Origin of the sequence: Nodosilinea sp. LEGE 06152, from assembly GCF_015207525.1 — a bacterium.
Classification (GTDB): domain Bacteria; phylum Cyanobacteriota; class Cyanobacteriia; order Phormidesmidales; family Phormidesmidaceae; genus Nodosilinea.
This window is the reverse complement of sequence record NZ_JADEWR010000012.1, coordinates 122,687-144,866: the sequence shown is the minus strand read 5'-3', so window position 1 is coordinate 144,866 and position 22,180 is coordinate 122,687. Positions and strand designations below refer to the sequence as shown.

Annotated in this window: 19 protein-coding genes and 1 tRNA gene; 10 read left to right on the top strand and 10 right to left on the bottom strand. The window is 57.9% G+C overall.

Annotated elements, in window-relative coordinates:
• The first annotated feature begins 247 nt into the window (after positions 1–247).
• Entirely contained in the window at positions 248–919 is a 672-nt protein-coding gene (locus IQ265_RS17440) for a sigma-70 family RNA polymerase sigma factor (protein WP_194055888.1), read from the top strand.
• A gap of 70 nt (positions 920–989) precedes the next feature.
• Positions 990–1,709: a thioredoxin domain-containing protein gene (locus IQ265_RS17435; protein WP_228038035.1), complete on the top strand. Its 720-nt coding sequence runs from the start codon at positions 990–992 to the stop codon at positions 1,707–1,709.
• A gap of 120 nt (positions 1,710–1,829) precedes the next feature.
• Here IQ265_RS17435 and IQ265_RS17430 read toward each other — a convergent pair whose 3' ends face one another.
• Both IQ265_RS17430 and IQ265_RS17425 read right to left on the bottom strand, forming a co-directional pair.
• Positions 1,830–4,373, bottom strand: coding sequence for an EAL domain-containing protein (locus IQ265_RS17430; protein WP_228038051.1), 2,544 nt, complete (start codon positions 4,371–4,373; stop codon positions 1,830–1,832).
• Positions 4,374–4,409: 36 nt separating this feature from the next.
• On the bottom strand, positions 4,410–5,426 hold the full coding sequence (locus tag IQ265_RS17425; RefSeq protein WP_194055884.1) for a cache domain-containing protein: 1,017 nt from the start codon (positions 5,424–5,426) through the stop codon (positions 4,410–4,412).
• Between the two features lie 1,183 nt (positions 5,427–6,609).
• Between IQ265_RS17425 and IQ265_RS17420 the strand changes: the two genes are divergently transcribed.
• Positions 6,610–7,086, top strand: coding sequence for a hypothetical protein (locus IQ265_RS17420; RefSeq protein WP_228038034.1), 477 nt, complete (start codon positions 6,610–6,612; stop codon positions 7,084–7,086).
• 95 nt (positions 7,087–7,181) lie between these two features.
• Here the strand turns inward: IQ265_RS17420 and IQ265_RS17415 are convergent.
• Positions 7,182–7,254, bottom strand: a tRNA-Ala gene (locus IQ265_RS17415).
• Between the two features lie 173 nt (positions 7,255–7,427).
• Here IQ265_RS17415 and IQ265_RS17410 point away from each other — a divergent pair.
• The 3 genes from IQ265_RS17410 to IQ265_RS17400 all read left to right on the top strand — a co-directional run bounded on the left by IQ265_RS17410 (position 7,428) and on the right by IQ265_RS17400 (position 10,627).
• Entirely contained in the window at positions 7,428–8,504 is a 1,077-nt protein-coding gene (locus IQ265_RS17410) for a RuBisCO accumulation factor 1 (protein WP_194055882.1), read from the top strand.
• A 9-nt stretch (positions 8,505–8,513) separates the two neighbouring features.
• Positions 8,514–8,726, top strand: coding sequence for a hypothetical protein (locus tag IQ265_RS17405; protein WP_194055881.1), 213 nt, complete (start codon positions 8,514–8,516; stop codon positions 8,724–8,726).
• 161 nt (positions 8,727–8,887) lie between these two features.
• Positions 8,888–10,627 (top strand): NAD-binding protein, encoded by a 1,740-nt coding sequence (locus IQ265_RS17400; RefSeq protein ID WP_194055880.1) that lies wholly within the window; start codon positions 8,888–8,890, stop codon positions 10,625–10,627.
• 98 nt (positions 10,628–10,725) lie between these two features.
• Here IQ265_RS17400 and IQ265_RS17395 read toward each other — a convergent pair whose 3' ends face one another.
• Entirely contained in the window at positions 10,726–10,905 is a 180-nt protein-coding gene (locus IQ265_RS17395) for a Uma2 family endonuclease (protein ID WP_194055878.1), read from the bottom strand.
• A gap of 98 nt (positions 10,906–11,003) precedes the next feature.
• On the opposite strand from IQ265_RS17395, the gene IQ265_RS17390 reads away from it, so the two are divergent.
• Both IQ265_RS17390 and IQ265_RS17385 read left to right on the top strand, forming a co-directional pair.
• Positions 11,004–12,497: a DEAD/DEAH box helicase family protein gene (locus IQ265_RS17390; RefSeq protein ID WP_194055876.1), complete on the top strand. Its 1,494-nt coding sequence runs from the start codon at positions 11,004–11,006 to the stop codon at positions 12,495–12,497.
• Positions 12,498–12,837: 340 nt separating this feature from the next.
• The gene (locus IQ265_RS17385) at positions 12,838–13,539 is read left to right on the top strand and encodes a hypothetical protein (RefSeq protein WP_194055874.1); all 702 of its coding nucleotides are present in this window, start codon (positions 12,838–12,840) and stop codon (positions 13,537–13,539) included.
• A gap of 190 nt (positions 13,540–13,729) precedes the next feature.
• On the opposite strand, the gene secG is transcribed toward IQ265_RS17385, so the two are convergent.
• The 4 genes from secG to IQ265_RS17365 form a co-directional block, all read right to left on the bottom strand.
• Positions 13,730–13,984 carry a preprotein translocase subunit SecG gene (gene secG / locus IQ265_RS17380; RefSeq protein ID WP_194055872.1) on the bottom strand — a complete coding sequence of 85 codons (255 nt, stop codon included), beginning with the start codon at positions 13,982–13,984 and terminating at the stop codon, positions 13,730–13,732.
• Between the two features lie 162 nt (positions 13,985–14,146).
• Entirely contained in the window at positions 14,147–15,745 is a 1,599-nt protein-coding gene (gpmI, locus tag IQ265_RS17375; RefSeq protein ID WP_194055870.1) for a 2,3-bisphosphoglycerate-independent phosphoglycerate mutase, read from the bottom strand.
• Between the two features lie 279 nt (positions 15,746–16,024).
• Entirely contained in the window at positions 16,025–17,734 is a 1,710-nt protein-coding gene (locus tag IQ265_RS17370; RefSeq protein WP_194055868.1) for an ATP-binding cassette domain-containing protein, read from the bottom strand.
• 226 nt (positions 17,735–17,960) lie between these two features.
• Positions 17,961–18,380 carry a hypothetical protein gene (locus IQ265_RS17365; protein WP_194055866.1) on the bottom strand — a complete coding sequence of 140 codons (420 nt, stop codon included), beginning with the start codon at positions 18,378–18,380 and terminating at the stop codon, positions 17,961–17,963.
• A gap of 309 nt (positions 18,381–18,689) precedes the next feature.
• Here IQ265_RS17365 and hisIE point away from each other — a divergent pair, with 309 nt between their 5' ends.
• Positions 18,690–19,340: a bifunctional phosphoribosyl-AMP cyclohydrolase/phosphoribosyl-ATP diphosphatase HisIE gene (hisIE, locus tag IQ265_RS17360; RefSeq protein WP_194055991.1), complete on the top strand. Its 651-nt coding sequence runs from the start codon at positions 18,690–18,692 to the stop codon at positions 19,338–19,340.
• A gap of 177 nt (positions 19,341–19,517) precedes the next feature.
• Here the strand turns inward: hisIE and rsmG are convergent, their stop codons facing one another.
• Complete coding sequence (gene rsmG, locus IQ265_RS17355) at positions 19,518–20,255, bottom strand: 16S rRNA (guanine(527)-N(7))-methyltransferase RsmG (protein WP_194055864.1); 738 nt, start codon at positions 20,253–20,255, stop codon at positions 19,518–19,520.
• A gap of 9 nt (positions 20,256–20,264) precedes the next feature.
• Positions 20,265–20,921: an energy-coupling factor ABC transporter ATP-binding protein gene (locus IQ265_RS17350; RefSeq protein WP_194055862.1), complete on the bottom strand. Its 657-nt coding sequence runs from the start codon at positions 20,919–20,921 to the stop codon at positions 20,265–20,267.
• A 288-nt stretch (positions 20,922–21,209) separates the two neighbouring features.
• Here IQ265_RS17350 and IQ265_RS17345 point away from each other — a divergent pair, with 288 nt between their 5' ends.
• A complete protein-coding gene (locus IQ265_RS17345; RefSeq protein WP_194055860.1) occupies positions 21,210–22,145 on the top strand; it encodes a Sll0314/Alr1548 family TPR repeat-containing protein in 936 nt (311 codons plus the stop codon).
• Positions 22,146–22,180: the final 35 nt, after the last annotated feature.

Genomic DNA, 22,180 nt, shown 5'->3' with positions numbered 1-22,180 from the left:
CCGAGCCCCCAGCCGAGTCAAACCCGTTGGGATGCCCCCAGCGCCAGCCAGCCAAGCCGGCTTAGCAAACAGGCCTGGCGATCGCCGCACTAGTGTATTAGTGACCTGGAGTTTGGGGTTGTGACAGAGAAGTGTTACGTTTCTTAAGATCTTTTTTGGCGACAGTTTCCGCAATTTGAGTTGTCACACTGGAGCAGCCCATATCACTTGTTAAGTGAGTGATGCCTCACCTAACGCCAAAGGGAATATGAGCCAATCCGACGATACTAGTGGTTTTAATGAGTTCCGCTTGCCGGCCGATGCTCCAGCCCAAGACGTTTTCGATCAGGCGCTGAGTGACATTCTCGGCAAAGACAACCCCCACGCCTACCCCATCCTAAGCGCGATTCAGAGAACCCTCAACCAGTATCACCTCAACACCCAATACGAAGTCTACGAAATTCTTCACGAAGCCTATCTGCGGGGCAAAAAAAAGCTCCAGGCGGGGGAGATAATTCACAATCCCTACGCCTGGCTAAAGGCAACCGCTTTTAACGTCATCTACGAACGCAAGCGCAAGCACCGGGCTAGCGCCACCGACCCCCAGGTGATGGAGGCGGCCCTGCCCGACCCGCGCCTGAACCTGATGCAGCAGCAGATTGTGATCGAAGAGCTTGACCTGCTCTATCAGGCGCTGCAGCTGCTCAATCAGGAAGACCCCGAAGCCACCTGCCTGCTCTACCTGCGCACCGTGCGCGACTGGTCGTGGAGCCAAATCAGTCAGTGGCTGATTGCCGAAGGGCACGCCGCCGCCACAGAAGCCGCTCTGCGCCAGCGGGCTTCGCGGGCAAGACGCCGCCTGCGGGATATTTTTTGGCACAGCCAGGCGGTGCCCCTCCCGAGTCCACCATCCCCGCTGGCGAACCGTCGCCGCTGTTAGTGGCGCTCAGCGGTGGCCAGGTGCCCCCCAGAACGGCATGATGGGGGTGGCGCTAACAGGGAACATAGCCATGGACAACCTTTTGACGCGGATGCGTAACTCCAAGCTGCTGATGTGGGGTATTGTCGGTGCCCTGGTGGTCGGCATGCTGATTCCGCTACTGCTGCTGCTGCCCCGGCGCAACCAGGCCAGCCCCCCCGACAGCCCTGAGGCCCACCAGGCCATCGTCACCGACGTCATTATGTCGAAGGATCGGGCCAGCCTGATTGGGTCTTCGGCCACCAGGGGCAACCCCAACGCGCCCATTGTGCTGTTTAAGTTTTCTGATTTTCAGTGCCCCTACTGTACGGTGGCGGCGGGCCATATGAAGGAGTTTGTGGGCAACCACGAAGACGACATTCTTTACGTTTACAAGCATTTTCCGCTCACCCAGATTCACCCCGAGGCGATGCCCTCGGCTAAGGCAGCCTGGGCGGCACAGCAGCAGGGTCAGTTTTGGCTCTACCACGACGGCCTGTTTGTGAACCAAAACCGCCTGGGCGAAGATCTCTACGTTGAGCTGGCCACCGCTATGGGGCTAGATCTGGAGCAGTTTAACCGCGATCGCGCCAGTGCCGAGGCCGAAGCCGCAATTCAGCAAGATCTGGCTTTAGCCGAACAGCTCCAGCTACAGGGTACGCCCTCCTTCATCATGAATGACCTGCTGATTCCGGGCGGCGCACCACCTCAGCTGTTTGAGGAAATTTTTACCCAGATCAACGCCGCCATCAACAGCCAGGGCAGGCCTTAGGGGTCGGTAGTCTGTAGTACCGCTTATATACAAGGTTGGGTTCCGCTATCGCGCCACCCAACCAGGCTGACTACCGTTGGGTTCCACTTCGTTTCACCTAACCTACAAGCACGGCAAGTTCTAGGCTTCGGCCACTTGAATCACGGCTAGCTCAGCCAACAGGCTTTCTGCCACCGCCTGAGTCACCGGGGCATTAAACAGGTATCCCTGGCCCAGCTGGCAGCCTAGCGCCTGCAGCTGCTGCAGTTGTTCTGGCGTTTCGATGCCCTCAGCAATGGTGGTTAGCCCCAGGTGCTGAGACAGGTTGACAATGGTTCTGGCGACGTTGAGATTGCGCTGGCTCTCAAACAAGTTGCTAACAAAGGAGCGATCGATCTTGAGGTTGTTGACCGACAGGCGATGCAGGTAGCTGAGGGACGAAAAGCCGGTGCCAAAGTCGTCAATGCTGATCTGCACATCTAGGGCGTTGAGCTGCTGCAGCCGACCGTTGATGGCTTCGATGTCGGCCATGAACATGCTCTCGGTAATTTCGAGTGCCAGGCAGTGCCCCGCTAACCCCGTATCGGCAAGGACTTGCTGAACCTGGGTCACCAGGTTGGCCTCTTGAAGCTGTTGAACCGATAGGTTGACGCTCATTTTGAGGGCCGCCGCGTCGGAAAAGCGACGCTGCCAGTCAGCCAACTGCTGACAGGCGGTTCTGAGCACCCACGCCCCCAGGGGCACCACCAGCCCTGTATCCTCAGCGATGGGGATGAAATCGGCCGGAGAGATCATGCCTTTCTCGGGGTGTAGCCAGCGCACCAGGGCCTCAAACCCCACCAGGCGACCGGTGGCCAGATCGACAATGGGCTGGTAGCGCAGGGCCAACTCCTGCTGTTCTAGAGCGACGCGCAGGGCGTTTTCTAGCGTTAGGCGCTGAAAGGCTTGCTGGTGCATAGCCTGATTGAAAACGACGTAGCCCAACTGGTGGTTTTGCTTGGCCGAATACATGGCGATCTCGGCGTCACGCAGAATATCCATGCCGTCGCTGTAGCTGCGATCGCCCAGCACAATGCCAATGCTAGCCCCCACCACCACCGCTTCAGCCCCCAGAGCAAACGCCGTCTGAAAATTTGCCAAAATGCGCTCGGCTACCCGCACCGCTGAGGCCAGGCCCTCGGTATCTTCCAGCAGCAGCACAAACTCGTCGCCGCCCAGCCGCGCCGCCAGGTCAATGCCGCGTATCGCCGTCCCCAGTCGGTGGGTAATTAGCTTGAGCAGGCGATCGCCCGCCTCATGGCCCAGGCTGTCGTTGATTACCTTAAAGCGATCGAGGTCAATGAGCAGCACCGCAAAGCTGACCTCATCATCCCGCTGCACCCGCTTGATAGCCAGGTTGAGGCGCTCTAAGAGCAGGCTGCGGTTGGGCAGCCCGGTGAGACCGTCGTGGGTGGCATCGTACTCGAGCTGCTGCTGCACCCGCATTTGGTCGGTGATATCCCTGGAGCTGACTTGCAGGTAGGTGGCCACCCCCTCCTCATAAACGACTTTGACCAAACTTTCGAGCCAGACATAGCCTCCCCCTTTGCGCCGCGCCCGGTAGGTAATCGGGCCGGAGGACGGATGCTCAACCGCCTGCTGAAACTGAGGCCGAATCAGAGGTCGATCCTCTGGGTGGCACTGGCGGTAGGGGTTACTGCCAACTAGCTCCTCCGGGTCAAAGCCCAGCAGCGCCTGGCAAGACGGACTGAGGTAGAGAAACCGGCCGGTTAGGTCGTGCAGACAGACCAGATCTTTGACATTCTCGGCCAGCAGCCGAAAGCGAGACTCACTCTTCTGGAGCGCCAATTCAGCCCGCTGGCGCTCTAGCTCGGCGGCGGCCCGGTTGGCAAAAATTTGCAGGATTGTGATGTAGTCAATGCGATCGCGCAGGGGCCGCTTACTCATCACGCAGAGCAGCCCCAGCACGTGGCCCTCACCATTCGTCATCGTCACCCCGACGTAGCCCTCTAGCCCCAGCCGCTGCAGGAAGGGATTGCAGGGAAATGACTGGGCCACCCGGTCGGAACAGCGGTGAACACCCCGCTCAAGCGCCAGCGCACAGGGCATCTCCGTAGCGGCAATGGTCATGTTGGGCTGTAGCTCCCCCTCGCACCAGATCGCCAGAGTATGCATCGCCTCAGCATTGCGTTCGGCCACGTAGACACAGTCGGCATCTAGGGCAGAGGCCAGATGCCCGACCAGCTGCTGAAAAAATGCCTCCCCAATCACAGCAGCCGTACCCGCCATAAGCTGCTGTAGGGCAGCCGTAGCCTGCTTAAACTCAGTAATATCTCGCTCAATGACAACGTAGCGATAGATGTCTCCACGCTCATCGCGAATCGGAAACGAGCGGTTCCAGATCCAGCGGGTGTGACCATCGGCCCCTACGAAGCGATATTCATCATTAAAAAAGGCTTTGCCCTGCAGCTCCGCCTCAAATTTGTCGGCCACCCAACTGCGATCGTCGGGGTGAACGTACTGCAACCAGGCCCCTGGCAGCTGGTTGTTGGCCACCACATCTTGGTAGAGCTCGGCAAAGCGATGGTTGGAGTAAATCAGCTCACCGGTGCTAATTTCTCGCAGCAGCAGCGAGTCTTCAATCCCGTCTACAATTTGGCGCAGCTGTTCTTCACTGCGCCGCAGCGACTGCCCTATGCGCCGTCGCTCCTCTAGCTGACACTACAGCTCGGCGTTGCTTTGGCGCAGCTGGGTCTCCTGAGCAAACAGGTTGGCCATGAGCTGCGAAAACGCCTCTGTTAGCCTGGTCACCTCGTTATGACCTTTGGGCGAGGGCAGCACTACGCTACGGTTGCCCTCCCGAATTTGGTCGGCGGCCGCTGAGATTTGCAGCAACGGCTTGGTAATTCGCTGGGCCGCAATCCAGCCAATGGCGACAAACCCGCTCCCCAGGCCCAGGCCACCCAGCAAAATTTTCCAAAATAGGGCTTGGGCAGGGCGAAAGGCAGTGGCAACGGGCTCGCTGACTAAGATGGTCCAGCCCAAACCGGGGTAGCTGTTGTACCCCTGGCTGCTGACAAAGCCAACCAGGTAGCGCTGACCATCGGGCCAGCGCTCAATCGTGTAGCCCTGCGCCTGGGTTTGGGCCTGGCGCAGGCTGCCTAGGTCTAAGTGCTGACCCTGCCAAGCCCCCGGCCCCAGCAGCACTTGCCCTAAGGCATCCACAATAAAGATTTCGCGGCTGCCGGTGGTAGAGCGATCGAGCAGCGAAGCCGCCATGTCTTCTACCCAGTCCCAGGTGATGTGAGCACCCAGGACACCCAGGCGATCGCCCTGGTCACTGTAAACAGGGGCCGCTATGTCTAGCAGTCGCAGCGGGGGCTGATCGGCTCTGCGGGGCAGAACCTTACTCAGCAGCAGCGCCTCGTGCACATCGCCCACAAAGGGTTGGTCTTGTGCTTGCACAAACCAGTCTCGCTCGGCTACGCTCACCCCTTCGAGCAACCCCCGGGTGCTGACCTGAACCACGCCTTGCTGGTCGGCAAAGCCAATCCAGGTATAGGCAGAGTACGTATTTTGAAGGCTTTCTAGCAAAGGTCGGTGGTTAGTGCGGGCTTGGGCAAACCTGTGCACTAGCTCAAATTCGGCAATGATTTGAATCTCGCGGTAGCGCTCAAACAGGCTGCGATCTACCTCGTTAATTAGTTGATTGGCCACCAGCGCCAGGCGTTGGCCCATGTCGTGTTCTATTTGTTTTTGTGCGATACCGCCGGTTACCGCGCCCAAAACAAGGGAGAAGAAAAGCGTAATACTGCTGAAGGCAATTCCTAAACGTATCCCCAAGCTGATGTTGACCCAGGATGGAAAAAATCGCCGCATAACATTCAGCTTTGGGATGAGGAAGGCAAAAGAGTAAGGACCGTGGCCCAGGCTCTATCAACAAGCGTGAGACGGGCAGGCCGATAAATACACGTAATGGTTAGAATTGAAGGGTTTTAGCTAGAGAGCTAGCGGTGAGCGATCTTGCTTTTTGGAGCTGTAGTAGAGCTATTGCTGAGGCAAAACCGTGAACTTACTCAGGTTTGCGATCGCAGTTTGCGACCTACAGTACCAAGCCTAGAGCGAGATCTGGGGTTTGCCTGCCGATAACACGTTACGTCTAGACTTGAATTTGGTTTAAGTGCACAGCCAAGTACCGTTTCTTAAAGATTTGACAACATAGCGCTGTCTGATGTGATTATTCCCACTTTATGAGCCCTTCATGCAGCGACAAATAGGCGCAAATTGGAAGCAAACCTGAAGTTTACTGCCGTCTTATCAAGTTACTGGGTAAGAGCAACACCGTTAAGCCCCTCACCCGCGCAGACCACTAACGGGCCACGATCCAACCGTTTTGTTTGCGCTTGCTAACGGCGAGCGAGCTGAGGGCGAAGGGCGCGACCATCAGACCTGGCGCGTAGTTTCGATACCGGTTACTCTATTCGCCCAACTTCCTATTCGCCTCATCGCCCAGTCGCCCAAACAGCAGGCAGCAGCCTGAACCCAAACCTATGCCAGTTGAATGTGCCAGTTGAGGGTGCTGCCTGTTCAAAACCGCCCTGTTGCCAACTTCTGAAACGGCGGCGATCGCAGTCTTACCTCCTGCTTTGAACCCGCAAACCCTTGCTGGGTAAACGCTTGAGAAACTTGTAGCGTTTTTGCAACTGTTTAGCCCGTACCACCCACTACACAAAGTGTCATGGCCCCGCTCAAGGGTGCCTAGGCCCCAGCGCTACAACAGTGTCATGGCGAAAGCGAAGACAACTGCTTCACCGCCATCCCCATCCTGACCGAATGGATTGACTCTTACATCGCGTTGGCCGCTTGGATGGGCCGTTCCACAACACAGTCAACAACACACAGTTTGCATTGGAGAATGACCATGAAAATCCGTTCTATCACCGCGATCGCACTGGGTATCACCGCCGCTTCTCTGGCCGCTCTGCCTATGGCCGCTAACGCCCAAGACGCTAGCACCGACTACAACTACGTCGGCGCAGGCGTCGGCATCGGCGACGACGTTGGCCTCTCGATCAACAGCAAGGTAACTGTCGCCGACAACGTTTCGGTACGCCCCGGCGTCATCAGCGACCTCGACTTCAGCGACAGTGGTGAGACCGTCTTTCTGCTGCCCGTGACCTACGACTTCAACGCCGTCACCGACAACGGTCGTCTGCTGCCCTACCTAGGCGGCGGCCTGTCGGTTTCTACCGAAGGCTCGACCTCCGTTGGCCCCATGCTGACCGGTGGGGTTGACTACCGCATCACCGATCGCATCGTCGCCAATGGTGCTGTCAACGTGTCGTTCTATAACAACACCAAGGTCAATGGTTCCGTTGGTCTGGGCTACACCTTCTAGGCCCTAGACCTCCTGTAGACCAACCGTTATAAACCAGCCATTGAGGGATCGGCGGCATGTCCACCGATCCCTTTTCTCTACGTATAGACGTTGTATGGAGCTAAGCGGGTTCGAACCGCTGACCCCTTGCATGCCATGCAAGTGCTCTACCAGCTGAGCTATAGCCCCGAGTGCGTCAACCCTTGCGTTGAGCGCATCAACAATAGTGACCTAAGGGGGGTACCATCGTCAACCCCCAATTTCGCCACAGGTTTCGACCCAAGTTTTGTCTCAGGGTAGCGGTGAAGGGCGGTCATCCGCGATAGAGTCAGGGAGAATGTAGTGTTGACGTGGCGATCGCAATGGTTTTCCCTGGTTCTTCTTCTCCCCCCGATGCCGCTGCCGTGCAGGACATACTGCAGTCGCTGCGGCGCAAAGAGGGCACCTGGGTTGACTGGGCCCAGGGCTGCCAGGCGCTGCAGAAGGCGGGCTTTAACCCGCAGCAAATTTTTGAAGAAACGGGGTTTGAGCCCATTCAGCAAAACCAGATTGTGGTGGCCGAGCAGGTCTACCAGTCGGCGATCAAGGCAGGGGTAAGCGAAGCTACCCAGGCTCACTTCATCCGGCAGGGCAGCGATTCGCTCTACGAACTGCGGGTGCTCTCCCAAAGCGATCGCGCCAGTATGGCCGATTTTGCGGTACAGCATGGGCTCGACTCTGACGAGGTGCGCGATCTGGTGAAGCCCGTTAAAGAATATTCCTACCGTAAGGAAAAACCACCGGGCTTTGGGGATGAGCCGGGGGATGCGATCGCCTATCACTTCTGGAAGCTGGCCCGCCAAAAAGACGACCTGCAGGACCGCTCTCGGCTGATTGCCCAGGGGCTACGCTTCGCCGAAAGCCCCACCGCCCGCCAGCACATCGAAAAGCTGCTGACCGACTTTACCGTAGTTAAAGATCGCCCCGCCCCCCGGCTGCCTCTCTACCGGCTCGAAACCGAAAGCGAGCTGCCGCGCGTGATCCCCGTGGTGGGGCAAATGCCTTTGACGGTAGATGACCTCAAGGCCGTGCCAGTGGTGGTGCCCGAAGAACCCTTCAGCATGGTCAGCGCCAACGGTGCCAGCGCCTGGATTGCGGTGCCCGGCTGGCAGGTTATTTTTCGGGCCGAAGACCCGGTGGGCCTGCTGGCCCAGGCGCGATCGCTACCCAACTACCCTGCCGATGCCGCCGATGAGTCAGTGCTAGTGGTGGTCGATCGCGGCGATCGCATCTGGGACGACGACGGCTACTTTCTCACCGTCGAGAACGATCAGCTCACCCTGATCTGGTCGCCCAGCCCGATTGAAACTCCTATCTTGGGCAAAGTCATCCTAATCTTGCGACCCAAACGCATTCTCGATGAAAACTACAACCGTGAACTCTGGCAGCTAGACGAATAGGAGACCGCCATGGGCTTAGAACGACGTTTATCGCGCGATATGTTCTTGAATACCGAAATCGTGGAGCTGCGGCAGATGTGCTTCACCCCCGGTCGTATGTTTGAGCCCGGTAAGTACATCGCGGGCGATCTACCCGACACCGCCTTTGAAATGGGTCTGGTTGAAAAGCTCCCCCCGGTACGCGGTAAGAGTGAGGAAATTGGGGATCCGCCGGGGGAGTGAGTGAGAAAGGTGGGAAGTTCAAAATGCAAAATTCAAATTTTGCATTTTGAACTTTGAATTCATTTCCTTACCGCTCAAACTTTTACGACAACGTGCCTTAGGCTACAGCGTTTCCAGGCCACAGCCTCGACAACAGAGCATAGTATCTGTGGTGGCTGGCTATGGCCGTAACATCCTTAACGCCTCGGGAACTGCCCTCGCCCCAGCAGCCCCAAATTATTGTCTGTGGCCTGGGCCGCACAGGGTTGCGCATTTTTAGCCTGCTGCGGCAGCAGGGGGCGAGGGTGGTAGGCATCAGCTATCACCCCATGCCCGAGGTGGGCGGTGATGTGGTCGTGGGGGAGCTGCGATCGCCCGCTACGCTGATCCAGGCTGGCATTTACCAGGCCCAAACCCTGGTGCTGGCTACCTCCGACGACGCCCTTAACCTGGCCATTCTGACCCAGGCACGCATTCTCAACCCCAACATTCGCATTATTAATCGGCTGTTTAACATCAGCCTAGGCGAGCGCCTCGACCACACCCTGCCCCACCACGTCAGCCTCAGCTCGGCGGCGCTGGCGGCACCGCTGTTTGCCTTTGCGGCGCGGGGCAACCGCGCGATCGGGCAGCTGCGCCTGTTTGAGCTGACCTGGCCCATGTACGAAGAGGTGATCGATGCCGCCCACCCCTGGTACGGCAAGCCGATCAAAGCCCTGTGGGACAACCGATCGCAGCTGTTGATTTACTACCATTCGGCCCGCCGACCGATCGATCTGGTGACGGCGGTGGTAACGGGCGAGGTCTTGCAGGTGGGCGATCGCCTGGTCATTGCCACCCAGCCTCAGCAGCCCATGCTCAAGTCTCGCCACGTGGCTCAATTTTGGCAGCGGCTGCTGGTCACCCTCGACCACGGTCGCCGCCGCGCCCGCGCTACCCTACTGGTGATTTTGGCGCTGCTGATTACCATCGGCCTGGCCACCTTTACCTACCTCTGGCACAACCTCAACACCAGCTGGGTCGATGCCCTCTACTTCTCGGTGGGCATGATCACCGGGGCTGGCGGCCAAGAACAGGTGGCTGAAAACGCCTCTTCCGCGATCAAAGTGTTTACCGCCGTGATGATGCTGGTAGGAGCGGGGGTGATTGGCATTTGCTACGCCCTGCTCAACGATTTTATTTTAGGATCCCACTTCCAGAGTCTGTGGAGTGTGGCCCGCATGCCTCGGCAGCACCACTACATTGTCTGCGGACTGGGGGGCGTGGGCTATCGCACGGCCATCCATCTGCACAGCACCGGGCACAAGGTCGCGGTCATTGAGCAGGATGTCAACAATCGCTTTTTGCCTGCGGTCAAGGCGCTCAAAATTCCGGTCATGCTTGCCGATGCTAACCTAGCTTCTACCCTCGAAACCGTAAACCTGGCCTTGGCCCAGGCGCTGCTGGTGGTCACCAGCGATGACACCGTAAACCTAGAAATTGCCCTCACGGCCCGCAGTATCAGCCCGCAGGTGCCCGCGGTGGTGCGCATTTATGACGCCGAGTTTGCCCAGCAGGTGCAGCAGGTCTTCGAGTTTGACCAGGTGCTCAGCCCGATGGATTTGGCAGCCCCCACCTTTGCCGCCGCCGCTCTGGGGGGGCGCATTCTCGGCAACGGCATGTCTGGGGATCTGCTGTGGGTGGCGATCGCCACGCTAATCACCCCTCACCATCCGTTCTACAACCAGCCCATCCAGACCGTAGCCCAAACTGCCCAGCTCGTGCCGCTCTACATTGAAAGCCAACGCCGCACGCTGCACGGCTACGACCTGCTCAACGTCACCCTGACCGATGGCGACGTGCTCTACCTCACCATGCCCGCCAGTCGGCTCGACTGCCTTCAGTACCACCCTGCCTCGGTACCAGAAGAAATGAGATCATGAGGCAGGCTGAAGCGGCGATCGCCCTCAAGGGCCGGTCTTTGACCATCGCTCCCAAATTTCCTCAACTACGGCTGATCTGAAGCCAGCCAAAAACTTGCTCAACGGTCAGCGCCATTGATAACGCCTACCAACAGCGACTGAATTCGACTGTGCTTTCCACCGGGCATCGGTTTTTGGCTGACCTCTCCCTGCACAAATTCCCAGGCCGGTGACTCTTCGATATAAGGCAGTGTTAGAAACTGCTCCAGGGTCAACCGTTGAGGTAAGGCGACAGTCATGGCGACGGCCCTCGCTAACCGCTAACGCCTAATTTTAGCCTTCTGGAATCTTTCGAGTTAGCCGCTCGCTACAATACCCCCAGTAACTATTGACCACTATGGGGCGCACGCCAACGCTAACCTACGATCGCGGCACGCTCATCCTCCACCCGCCCCCGCGAGGCAAATGCTGGGTTGACTTTGCCCACTGGGACGATCGCATTGAAAAATTTCGCATTCCGGCCCAGCAGTACCGCGCACTGGTCGAAACTCTGCGGGCCGAGCAAGTGCCCTTCAACGACCAGGCCCACACCTTTCAGCCACTAGAGCTTGATCCCCGGCTAAGCCTAGACCCTTACCCCCACCAAACCGAAGCCCTACAGGCCTGGATCGACCGGCGCTGGCGCGGTGTAGTGGTGCTGCCCACCGCTAGCGGCAAAACCTTCCTGGCCCAAATGGCGATGCAGGCCACGCCTCGGCCCACACTGATCACCGTGCCGACGCTGGATTTAATGCACCAGTGGTACGCCCATTTAGAGGCGGCCTTCCCCGATGTAGAGGTGGGGCTGTTGGGCGGTGGCTCGAAGGATCGCACCCCTATTTTGGTCGCCACCTACGACAGCGCGGCCATCCATGCCGAGAGCCTGGGCAACCAGTACGCCCTGCTGATCTGCGACGAGTGCCATCACCTACCCAGCGACTTCAACCGGGTGATTGCCGAATACTCAATCGCGCCCTACCGGCTAGGGCTCACCGCTACCCCCGATCGCGCCGATGGTCGCCACGACGATCTCACCCACCTGCTGGGGCCAGTGGTTTACCAAAAGTCGGCGGCGGATCTGTCGGGGAATGCGCTGGCACCGTTTCAGATTGTGCCAATTAAGGTCAAGCTCTCGGCCCAGGAGCGATCGCGCTACAACCAGCTGATCGCCCAGCGCAACCGTTTTTTGCAGGAGGCTAACATTTGGCTCAGCTCGGCTCAGGGGTGGCAGCGGTTTGTGCGGGCCAGTGCTCAGTCGGCCGGGGGGCGACGGGCCATGCTGGCTCACCGAGAAGCGCGGGCGATCGCCCTGGGCACCGAGGGTAAACTGCGGGTGCTGGCCGATCTGCTGGCCCAGCACTACCCCGATCGCACCATTGTCTTTACCAATGACAACGCTACGGTCTACCAAATCTCTGAGACGTTTTTGATCCCCGCCATTACCCATCAAACGCCGGTCAAAGAGCGCCACGCGGTGCTCCAGGGGTTCCGCAGTGGCGAGTACCCCACTCTGGTGGTTAGCCACGTGCTCAACGAAGGGGTCGATGTGCCCGAAGCCAGGGTAGCGATTTTGCTCTCGGGCAGCGGTTCAATTCGAGAGTACGTGCAGCGGCTAGGGCGCATTTTGCGCAAGGGCAGCGGCAACAAGCAGGCCCTACTCTACGAAGTCGTAGCCGAAGAAACCACCGAAGAAGCCATTTCCAACCGCCGTCGTCAGGGGGTGCAGCCTGCATCTGATCGGCCCCACCAGCTAGAGCTGGTGCCGGTCAAGCCGGTGTACAGTGCTGATTCGCTGCCCGCCGTACCGCGAGCTGCCGAAGCACCGCCCTCCGATGGCGAGCCGCACGCCTAGTTAGCCCTTAGGACAGTTGCGGTGATCCCAAAGAAGTGGGTGTTTTTCCGTTCAGAAATGTCCTCAACCGCTATCTTAGTAATAGGCTAAAGTCTTGCCAGAACAAGGTTAGCGGCGCTGGTGCCCGCACCAAAATTAGGCGCTCAATCTGCCGCCCGGTAGCCGATCGATCGCGAACTTCCCCCCACAGTTCGCCAACGCTCTACCTTCTGACTGGTAATTGCTAATAGGTCAAGCCGATGGTTGGCTAACCCCCAGCGATCGCGCTTGATTTAAGCTATGCCTCTGGCGATCGCCCCTCGCCTGCTCTTCCCAGTGTTTACGCCCTTCGTCTTCTTTCATGGATCACCTGTTTGCCACGACCCTGCTACTTACCCTTGGCGCTGGCTCTGTGGGGCTCCTTTTGGCGTCTCACCAGCCCACCCTAGCCAGTTCCTCTAGCGCCAGCCCGATGCGAGCGGGCCTTGTCAGCTCGGCTGCAGCCGAGTCTGCCCTGGCCAGTTACCTGGCTCAGGCCGAGTCGCCCTCAGATTCAACGCTCCAGACCCAGGCAGGCGAACCCATTGCGGCAAATATCTGCGTCAACCTACCCGACTGGCAGCGTCCCTCAGACCTAGCTCAAATCAAACAGCTGGAGGCCATGCCCACCTATGGTGCGGCAATCCAGAGCGATCCCCTGGCGGAGCTGGCCAAAACCTGGTGGAGCCACGACATTTTTTCGTTCACCACCTACGGTCTCAGCGCCCGCACCGATCCCCTCTACCTGTCTGGGGTTTGGACGGCCATAGACGACATCTGGGACTGCTACAGCGGCGACCAACCCGAGCAGATTAACCAGGGTGAACTAGCGGAAATGTGGCTGCTGCACCATCGCCTAGTGGGCCTGGTATGGCAGGATGACCAATACCTCGCTACCGTCGAACCCACCGATACCGGGCTTCAGCTGGTGCAGTTTCCCCGTCGAGAAAGCAGCCAGGGATTGCCCCTCAATATCGTCACAACCACCGGTCAGGTTTTAGCGGTCATGTCTGGCGATTGGTAGGGCGAACATCAGCATTGGCTCTACAACAAAGCCCCTGGTTCATGCAACCAGGGGCTTTGTTTAAGCAGAAGCTCAAGAATTTCGGCCCGTTGGATAGCCTTCTCGGCTGTCTACCATCAGGTGAGGTGACTATCGACGCAATACAGATTTCATAAAATCCTTAGCACCACCTCAGAACCCAAGGGATCGACTAAAGGGCCGCAGAAGCTGCCGCTACGTCAAGCCAGCCAGCGCTCAGCACCACAGTCAGTCCCATAAAGAGCACGGTCAGCGTCCAAGTTACGCGGTTGAGGGTCGTTTCAGCGCTTTTGGTGCTGGTAAACAGCTGGGCCTGACCTCCTAAGCCCCCCAGGCCATCGCCCTTGGGGCTGTGCAGCAAAACCAAAGCCGTTAGACCAACGGCAGAAACCATCCAAATAACCTTCAAAATTGTGGTAACTAGCATCGCGTTCTCAGACTAACCTGCTCAAAAAAACGGGGTGGGCGGTGGTATAGAAAACCAGCGGGCGATCGCTGAGCTGGGTCAGCACAAACTCTAGCCCAGTCTCCACTATACCCTAAGGGCTAGGGCACGCGTGGGGTAGCCGCCGCCAGGGCAGCCAAAAGCCTAGCGAGAGAGCTTTACCGGCGTACGGTTGTTGCGAATTTCCACATCGGCGGCGAGAAACATCGATCGCCCGGTCATTTCTTGGGGCTGGGGCAATCCCAGAATTTGCAGAATGGTAGGGGCAATGTCAGACAGTCGCCCGTCTTCCCTGAGGTTGACATCGCCACCGTAGGCGGGCACCTTGAGCCGCTCCCCTTCCACTAAAATAAACGGCACTGGGTTAGTGGTGTGGGCCGTCCAGGGCTTGTGGTTTTCGTCCCACATCAGCTCGGCGTTGCCGTGGTCGGCAATGATGATGGCGGTGCCTCCAGCCTGACCAATACCATCAATTAAGCGGCCCAGCTCGTGGTCAACGGCCTGGAGAGCCGTGATCGTAGACTCCATCTTGCCGGTGTGACCGACCATGTCGGGATTGGCATAGTTGATCACCACCAAGGAGTAAATCCCTTTTTTAATAGCAGCTAGGGCGGTATTAGTCACAGCTTCTGCCGACATCGCTGGAGCTTTGTCGTAGGTAGCCACCATAGGGCTAGACACCAGTTCGCGGTCCTCCCCCTGCAGGGGTTCCTCTAAACCACCATTAAAGAAGTAGGTGACGTGGGCATACTTTTCGGTTTCAGCGGTGCGAAACTGCTTGAGACCGTGGTTGGCTACCACTTCCCCCAAAATGTTGCTCAGGTTTTGGGGCTGAAACGCCACCTTGACCGGCATCTCGGGGTCGTACTGGGTCATGGTGACAAAGCTTAGGGGAGCAATCACCTCGCGCTCAAAGCCCTTAAAGTTGGGGTCTACCAAAGCCTGAGTCAGCTGGCGAGCGCGATCGGGGCGAAAGTTGAAAAAGATCACGCCATCCTCGGGGGCGATCGCGCCAGGGGCCAGCCGCACCGGCTCTACAAACTCGTCGTTAACATCTTGATCATAGGAGGCCAGCAGCGCTTCTATGGCGGTTTGACCAGTGCCTTCACCGGGGTCAGTGATGACTCGATAGGCCTTTTCAACGCGATCCCAGCGGTTGTCGCGGTCCATGGCGTAGTAACGCCCGCTGAGGGTCACCAGGCGACCCAACCCCAGTTGATCGACATAGTCCTGAATTTTTTGCACCGCTATTTTGCCCTCGGTGGGCTTAGTATCGCGGCCATCGGTGATGACGTGAATACAAACATCTTCAATATCTTGGGCTTTGGCCATCTCCAATAGCCCAAACAGATGAGACAGATGAGAATGCACCCCACCTTCAGAGCAAAGGCCAATTAAATGGAGCTTGCTGCTGCGGTAGCGTACCGACTGACAAACTTCTAAAAAGGCCTCATTTTCCTGCAGAGTGCCATCTTCTACCGCATCTGAAATTCGCACTAATTCTTGGGGCACAATGCGCCCGGCTCCAATGTTTAGATGGCCCACTTCAGAGTTGCCCATTTGACCGTCGGGTAGCCCCACATCCTTACCCGACGTGCGAATTAACGTGTGGGGATAGGCGGCCCACAGGCTATCCATTACCGGAGTCTTTGCGGCAGCGACAGCATTGCCGTCAGTACTTTCCCGATATCCCCAACCGTCGAGAATAACTAACACCATCGGCGGGATTGACGCTTGACTCATGGGTAAAAATCCTTGGGATTTGGACTAACGTCTCAGCAATCATACCATCCAGAAAATTAGCCCCGATTCTGAGCCAGGGCAGAGTTGGAATGGCAAATAGAAAGATTGCGCAGATCAAAAACCGCGCTGGAGGAATAGTTTAAAACCTTACCAGTGAGGGATTAGCCTCACCTGAGAGCCTGACTCTCACAATCTAAACTCAGCCATCAACTCTACGGTTGAATGGGGAACGAACTTAAGAAAGTTTTTTTATAAAAGGCATATTACTCTACAAAGGCGTCATTTTGTAGCGCCAGTTTTGCGTTTGGCCTGCTGCTGTTTGCGTTTGGCTTCAGCCTTGGCCTGTTTTTCGGCGGCTAGAGCGGCTTGCTTTTTAGCTTCGGCTTCTTCAGCCACCTTGTCAAGGTAGTAATGGTAGTCACCCCGGTACAGCCGCAGTTCGCCATCGCGGATTTCTACTATTTTGGTGGCCACTCGGGAGATAAAGTAGCGATCGTGGGAGACCAGCAGCACGGTGCCGTCGTAGTGCTGCAGGGCCTCTTCCAGCATCTCCTTGGCGGGGATGTCGAGGTGGTTGGTGGGCTCGTCGAGCATCATCAGGTTGGCGGGGCGCAGCAGCATTTTAGCCAGGGCCAGGCGGGCTTTTTCGCCGCCGCTGAGGGCCTTGACCTGCTTGAAGGCCATATCTCCCGTAAAGAGGAATCGCCCCAGCAAAGTGCGCACCTCTTCGTTGGTCCAGTCGGGCACTTCGTCATGGATGGTGGCGATCACGGTTTTCTCTAGGTCGAGGGCTTCGGCCTGGTTCTGCTCAAAATAGCTGGGGATCACGTTGTGGTTGCCCACTTCGACCTGGCCGTCGGTGGGGGTTTCGAGCCCGGCGATCAGGCGCAGCAGGGTTGATTTGCCTGAGCCGTTGTGGCCCAGAAAGGCAATGCGATCGCCCCGCTCAATCAGCAGGTTGGCCCCCAAAAACAAGATCTTGTCGTCGTAGCTATGGGTGAGATCGTTAACCGTAACCACCTCACGGCCGCTGCGGGGGGCGGGGGGAAAGCGGAAGTGTAGGGTGCGCACGCTGCCGGTGGGGGCCTCAATGCGTTCTACCTTATCGAGCTGTTTCTCGCGGCTTTTGGCTTGGGTGCTGCGGGTGGCGCTGGCCCGAAATCGATCGACAAAGGCCTGCTGCTTGGCCAGTTCTTTTTGCTGGCGCTCAAAGGTGCTGAGCTGGGCGGCCAGGGCTTCTTCTTTTTGGGTCAGGTAGGCGGTGTAGTTGCCCAGATAGGTTGTAGAGACACCGCGCTCGGTTTCGACGATCTGGGTGCAGAGGCGATCGAGAAACTCGCGGTCGTGGGAGACGATCACCATGGGGGTGGTGAGCTTCTTGAGGTAGCCCTCCAGCCACTCAATGGTGTCGAGGTCGAGGTGGTTGGTGGGCTCGTCGAGCAGCAGCACGTCGGGGGCCTGCAGCAAAATTTTGCCCAGGCCCATGCGCATCTGCCAACCGCCGCTAAACTCGCTGACGTAGCGATCGCCGTCGACAGCCTCAAACCCCATCTCAGGCAAAATCTTCTCAATCTGTGCCTCTAGGCCGTAGCCGCCTAGGGCATCAAAGCGCCGCTGGAGTTTGTCTAGCTCGTGGATCAGGCGATCGAGTTCATCGGGATCGGCGGTCTCCATCAGCGTGGGAATATGGTGCAGCTTTGACTGCACCTCGTTAGCCTCTTTAAATACCGTCCAAAATTCGTCGCGCACGGTGTGGCTGGGGTCAACCTCAAACTCCTGCGACAGGTAGGCAATCTTGAGGTCGGCGGGGCGAATGATGGTGCCCGTGGTGGGTTCAATTTTGCCGGTGATGATTTTGAGCTGGGTCGATTTACCCGCGCCGTTGACGCCGACGAGACCGATGCGATCGCCCGGCTTCACCTCCCAGTTCACGTCCTTGAGAACCTCCCCGGTGGGGTAAATCTTGCTGATGTGCTCTAAACGCAGCATGGGCGGCTCCAAAGGCAGACTTCAACGGACGGGAAGTAAACGAATCTTTACCAAAGGTAACGAAAAATGGGGCCAGGTTGTCTACTTCTGCGCCATCTGACTAATTCATCTTTGAGAGAAAAATTTATCCTTAGGCTTTCACCAGCTTTCACCAATAAAAAGGACGCAGCTAGGCTGCGTCCTTTGTTATTCATTGGCAGGGCTTACGCCCAGGAAATGGCGTCGACTACTTCTTGATATCCTTCGCCATCTTGCGGAACATGTCGAGGTTGGTATCGACCTTGCGGCGCTCGGCACTGGCATCTTTCTTGACGACGGGTTGAACAGACACTTCAGAAGGGGACAACTTTTCCACAGATAAGCCCTGCTCTTGCAGCCTTTTGGCCTCTAGCGCAGAAATCTGCCGAATGCTCTCTTTCTCTCCGGTCTCGCCCCGCTTTTTGGCGTAGGTGCGCCGTACGGTCTTAGACGATCGCATGTACTCTATGTTGCCATAGCTCTTAGCATCGTCCTCGCTCAAGAAATAAGCCCCGCCAACCTGCTTGATGGTGGGCTGCTGAGGCGCGGGCTTTTGTCGCACCGGGCGGTCTGCTTCCCCAGGGTTCTTAGCCTTGCCGCCAAACAGCCCGCGAATAAATCCAGTCATGAAGCTCTCCTGCGTCTGTAGATAGTAGGGTCGAATGAGCCAAGCCTGCGGGCAAAGCGCCCTGTGTGGGGCAGATAGCCAGACTGGACTTAGCTGAAGGTTTGTTAACTACTATGTTAACTTTTGTTGGCGGAAAAGTTGGAGCAAACTTGGCCTAATCCTTGTTTTTCATCAGGTTGGGCGTTTATGAGAGTAGTCCCCAAGTAATTTCTGAGTTGAGGCGTAGTGGCTAGCCGTTTTTGCAGCATGGGCGCAGGGCACAGGCCAAGAAAGACTAGAGTGGGTAAGGATGTTTTGCCGCCCGATACCATGGTCACCTCATCGTCTTCGCCCTTTGCTACCGCTGTGCCCGTCGATCGCATTCGCTACAACGACCAGGGGCTGGTGCCTGCCATTGTGCAAGACCACCTCGACGGCACCGTGCTGATGATGGCCTGGATGAACGCCGAATCGCTTCAGCGCACTCTAGATAGCGGCGAAACTTGGTTCTGGAGCCGATCGCGCCAGGAGTTTTGGCACAAGGGGGCAACTTCCGGTCATATTCAGCAAGTCAAGGCCATTCGCTACGACTGCGACAGCGATGCCCTACTGGTTACGGTAGAACAGTTGGGCAACATTGCCTGCCACACCGGCGAGCGCAGCTGCTTTCACCAAGTCGATGACCACAGAGCTGCGCCTCCCGCCGACACCCTTTCTCAGGTGTTTGAGGTAATCTGCGATCGCCGCGACCACCCCAACCCCGACTCCTACACCTGCAAGCTGCTGGCCGGAGGCGACAACAAAATTCTCAAAAAAATTGGCGAAGAAGCCGCCGAAGTGGTGATGGCCTGCAAAGACGACGATGCTGACGCGATCGCCGGAGAAGCCGCCGATTTGATGTATCATACCCTGGTAGCCCTGGCCCACCACGGGGTCGATATCAAAGACGTGTACCGCAAGCTGCAGGAACGGAGAAGGTGAGGGGGTGGATGAGTAGATGGGTGGATGGGTAAGGGGGTGAAGAGGTTATTTGGTTGGCGTTGCTAATCGGACTCCTCTCGGGATGGCAGGCAGGAGGGGCAATTGTACCGAATATCAGGCAAAACCTTTTTTTACCCACCCACCCATCCACACTCCTACTCTCCCACTCATCTACCCCTACACCAGCGGCGTCTTCGCCGGAATCCCTGGTAGACGCGGAAATTTGTCAGGTGTGCGCTCAACTTTAGTGAGCACGACGTTATGACGAACGCCCTGGGTGAGGGGCGTGGTCTGCGATCGCACCGACCGCAGTTTGCCGCCCAAGCGCGGCAGAATGGCCTTCAGTCCAGCCTCTTCTTCTGACGACCACTGGCCTCGGTAGAGGATAGCCTGGCCCTCTGGCTTGAGCAGCGGCAGCGCGTACTCGGCACAGGTGTTGACCGGGCCAACGGCTCGCAGCAGGGCCAGGTCGTAGGCTTCTCGGTGGGTGGGCTGGTGGGCCACCTGCTCGGCCCGCTGGGGTAAAAAGCTGACGTTGGCGATCCCCAGGCTCTCGCAGACAGACTCTAGGGCGGTAAGTTTTTTGCGGGTGGCATCCATCAGGGCGATCGCCCAGTGGGGGAACACCAGCGCTACCGGCAGCCCCGGAAACCCACCGCCCGTGCCGATGTCAACCACCTTAAGCCCTGTGGCACTGGCCTGGGGATCGCTCAGCCAGGGAGCCACGCCCTGGAGTGAGTCCCACAGGTGCTTTTCCCAAAAATCCTCAGGGGTGGTGATGCGGGTCAGGTTGACCTGCTGGTTGGCGGCCAAAATAGCCTCGTAGAGCTGCTGAAAACGCTGCTGCTGTGGGTCAGTAGGCTGCCACTGCAGGCTACTCTGCCAGCGATCGCCATTGAAGGGTAGCCGATCCATAGCGTTGCCCTAGCCTGCGGCCGAAGAAAGAGAGGTCTGGGGCACCGGGGTAAGATTGCCGTGGTCAAGCTGCCAGCAGCGATCGGCCAGCTCAGCCAGTTCCTCGGCATCGTGCGAGACCACCAGCAGCGTCCAGTGCTGCTTGAGCTGCTTGAGCAACCCAATAATTTGCCGCCGCATCGACCAGTCTAGGCCCGCCGTGGGTTCATCGAGCAGCAGCAGGTAGGGTTTGCGAATCAGCTGTACCGCCAGGGCCAATCGCCGCTGCTGGCCACCGCTTAAGTCTTGGGGCGAGGTTTTGAGGGAAAGCTGCTCTAGACCTACGGCCTGTAGCGCCTGCTCAATCTCGTTACGAGCCAGTTCTGGGTGCCCCAGGCGCAGTTCTTCGAGCAGCGTATGCCCGCAAAAGTGGCGCTCCGGAAACTGAAACACCAGCCCCGCTAGCTGCCGCAGGGCTTCGGGGTCCAAATCTTGCTGCCGCCACTGAATCGCCCCCACCGTGGGCTGGGCAAAGCCCGCCATAATCTCCAGCAGCGTGCTCTTGCCCGACCCGCTGGGTCCGTAGATTAGCCCTAGCTGCTGGGGGGCCAGCTCTAAAGAAATATCTCTCAGAATAGCCCTTGGGCTGGCTGGCGGATGATAGGTAAGCTGGCGAAGATAGAGCATTCTACCCGACAGTAAAACAGTAAGCGATACAGCTAAGCTAAGCGAGCACCGCAGATACGATGCAATCCTCTTTCCAGTGTGCCCTACGGAGTTGCCCTTGGTAGTGGCTGAGGCCATGTTCACTGAAAACTAGGCCAGTGTAGCTTCTGTAACATTACTACCGCAAACGCCCTTAGAATTCGCCACAATTAGGCCATCAGGTACGCCATCACCTATTCAACACACATTTCTCCCTGCGGGGCATACTGTTTTCTTCCTCATGTTTAGGTCGTAACGGACAAACTTACTATGGTTCTTCACGCTCGCCTTGCCTCACTTCGCCTGGGGTCGCGCTTTAAAGCACTGTCAGCCGGAACTCTTACCGTCGCTTTTTTGGCTCTAGCGCCCACAGCGGTACAAGCCGGAGATCCATTTCGCACCACTGATCCCCACGAGATTGGCGACAAGACCGAAGCTGTTTTTAACGCGCTATTTTACGAGGGCAACTACACAGCCGCTGAATCTTTGGTGGGGCAGGCGATCGCCGCAGAACCCGACGAACCCATGAACTACGCCATTGCGGCAGCTCTGGGCTACCTCAACAAAGACCTCAATGAGCTAGCCGATCAGGCTCGTCTCACCCAGCAAACCGCCACCGCCCTAAAGGCGACCGATCCCCTTCGGGGCCACCTCTATACCGCCGTCGGCATTTTTATGGAAGGAGCCCACGCTTTGCAAACCCAGGGCATTGCCCGCGGCACCCCCACCGCTCTGCGCCTGCTGCAGCGGGTCTTTAGCGAACTAGATGCCGCCGAGAAGATCGACCCCAACGACCCCGAACTCAGCCTGCTGAAGGGCTTCATGGATTTGCTGCTGGCAGTTAATTTGCCTTTTGCCAACCCAGACCAGGCGATCGCCCGTCTGCAGAACGGCCATCCTGCCTACCTGACCCACCGGGGTATCGCCATTGGCATGCGCGACATGGGGCGCTACGGCGAGGCCTTGGCAGAAGTCGATAAGGCCCTGGCCGCTGCCCCCGAAAACCCCGACTTGCTCTATTTGAAGGCTCAAATTCTATTTTTGCAGCAGCAGTATGCGGCCAGCCTGCCGTTTTACCGCTCGGCCCTGGCCTATGCCGACCAACTGCCGACGGCGACAGCGCGGCAAATTGCCTTTGAGGCCTGCCAGGCTGAGGGCGTAGCTGGCGAGGTGTGCGCCGAGCGAGCGCAAATCAACGAACGATAGCGATCGCAAGGTAGCGCGAGTTCGTGCGAGTAAGC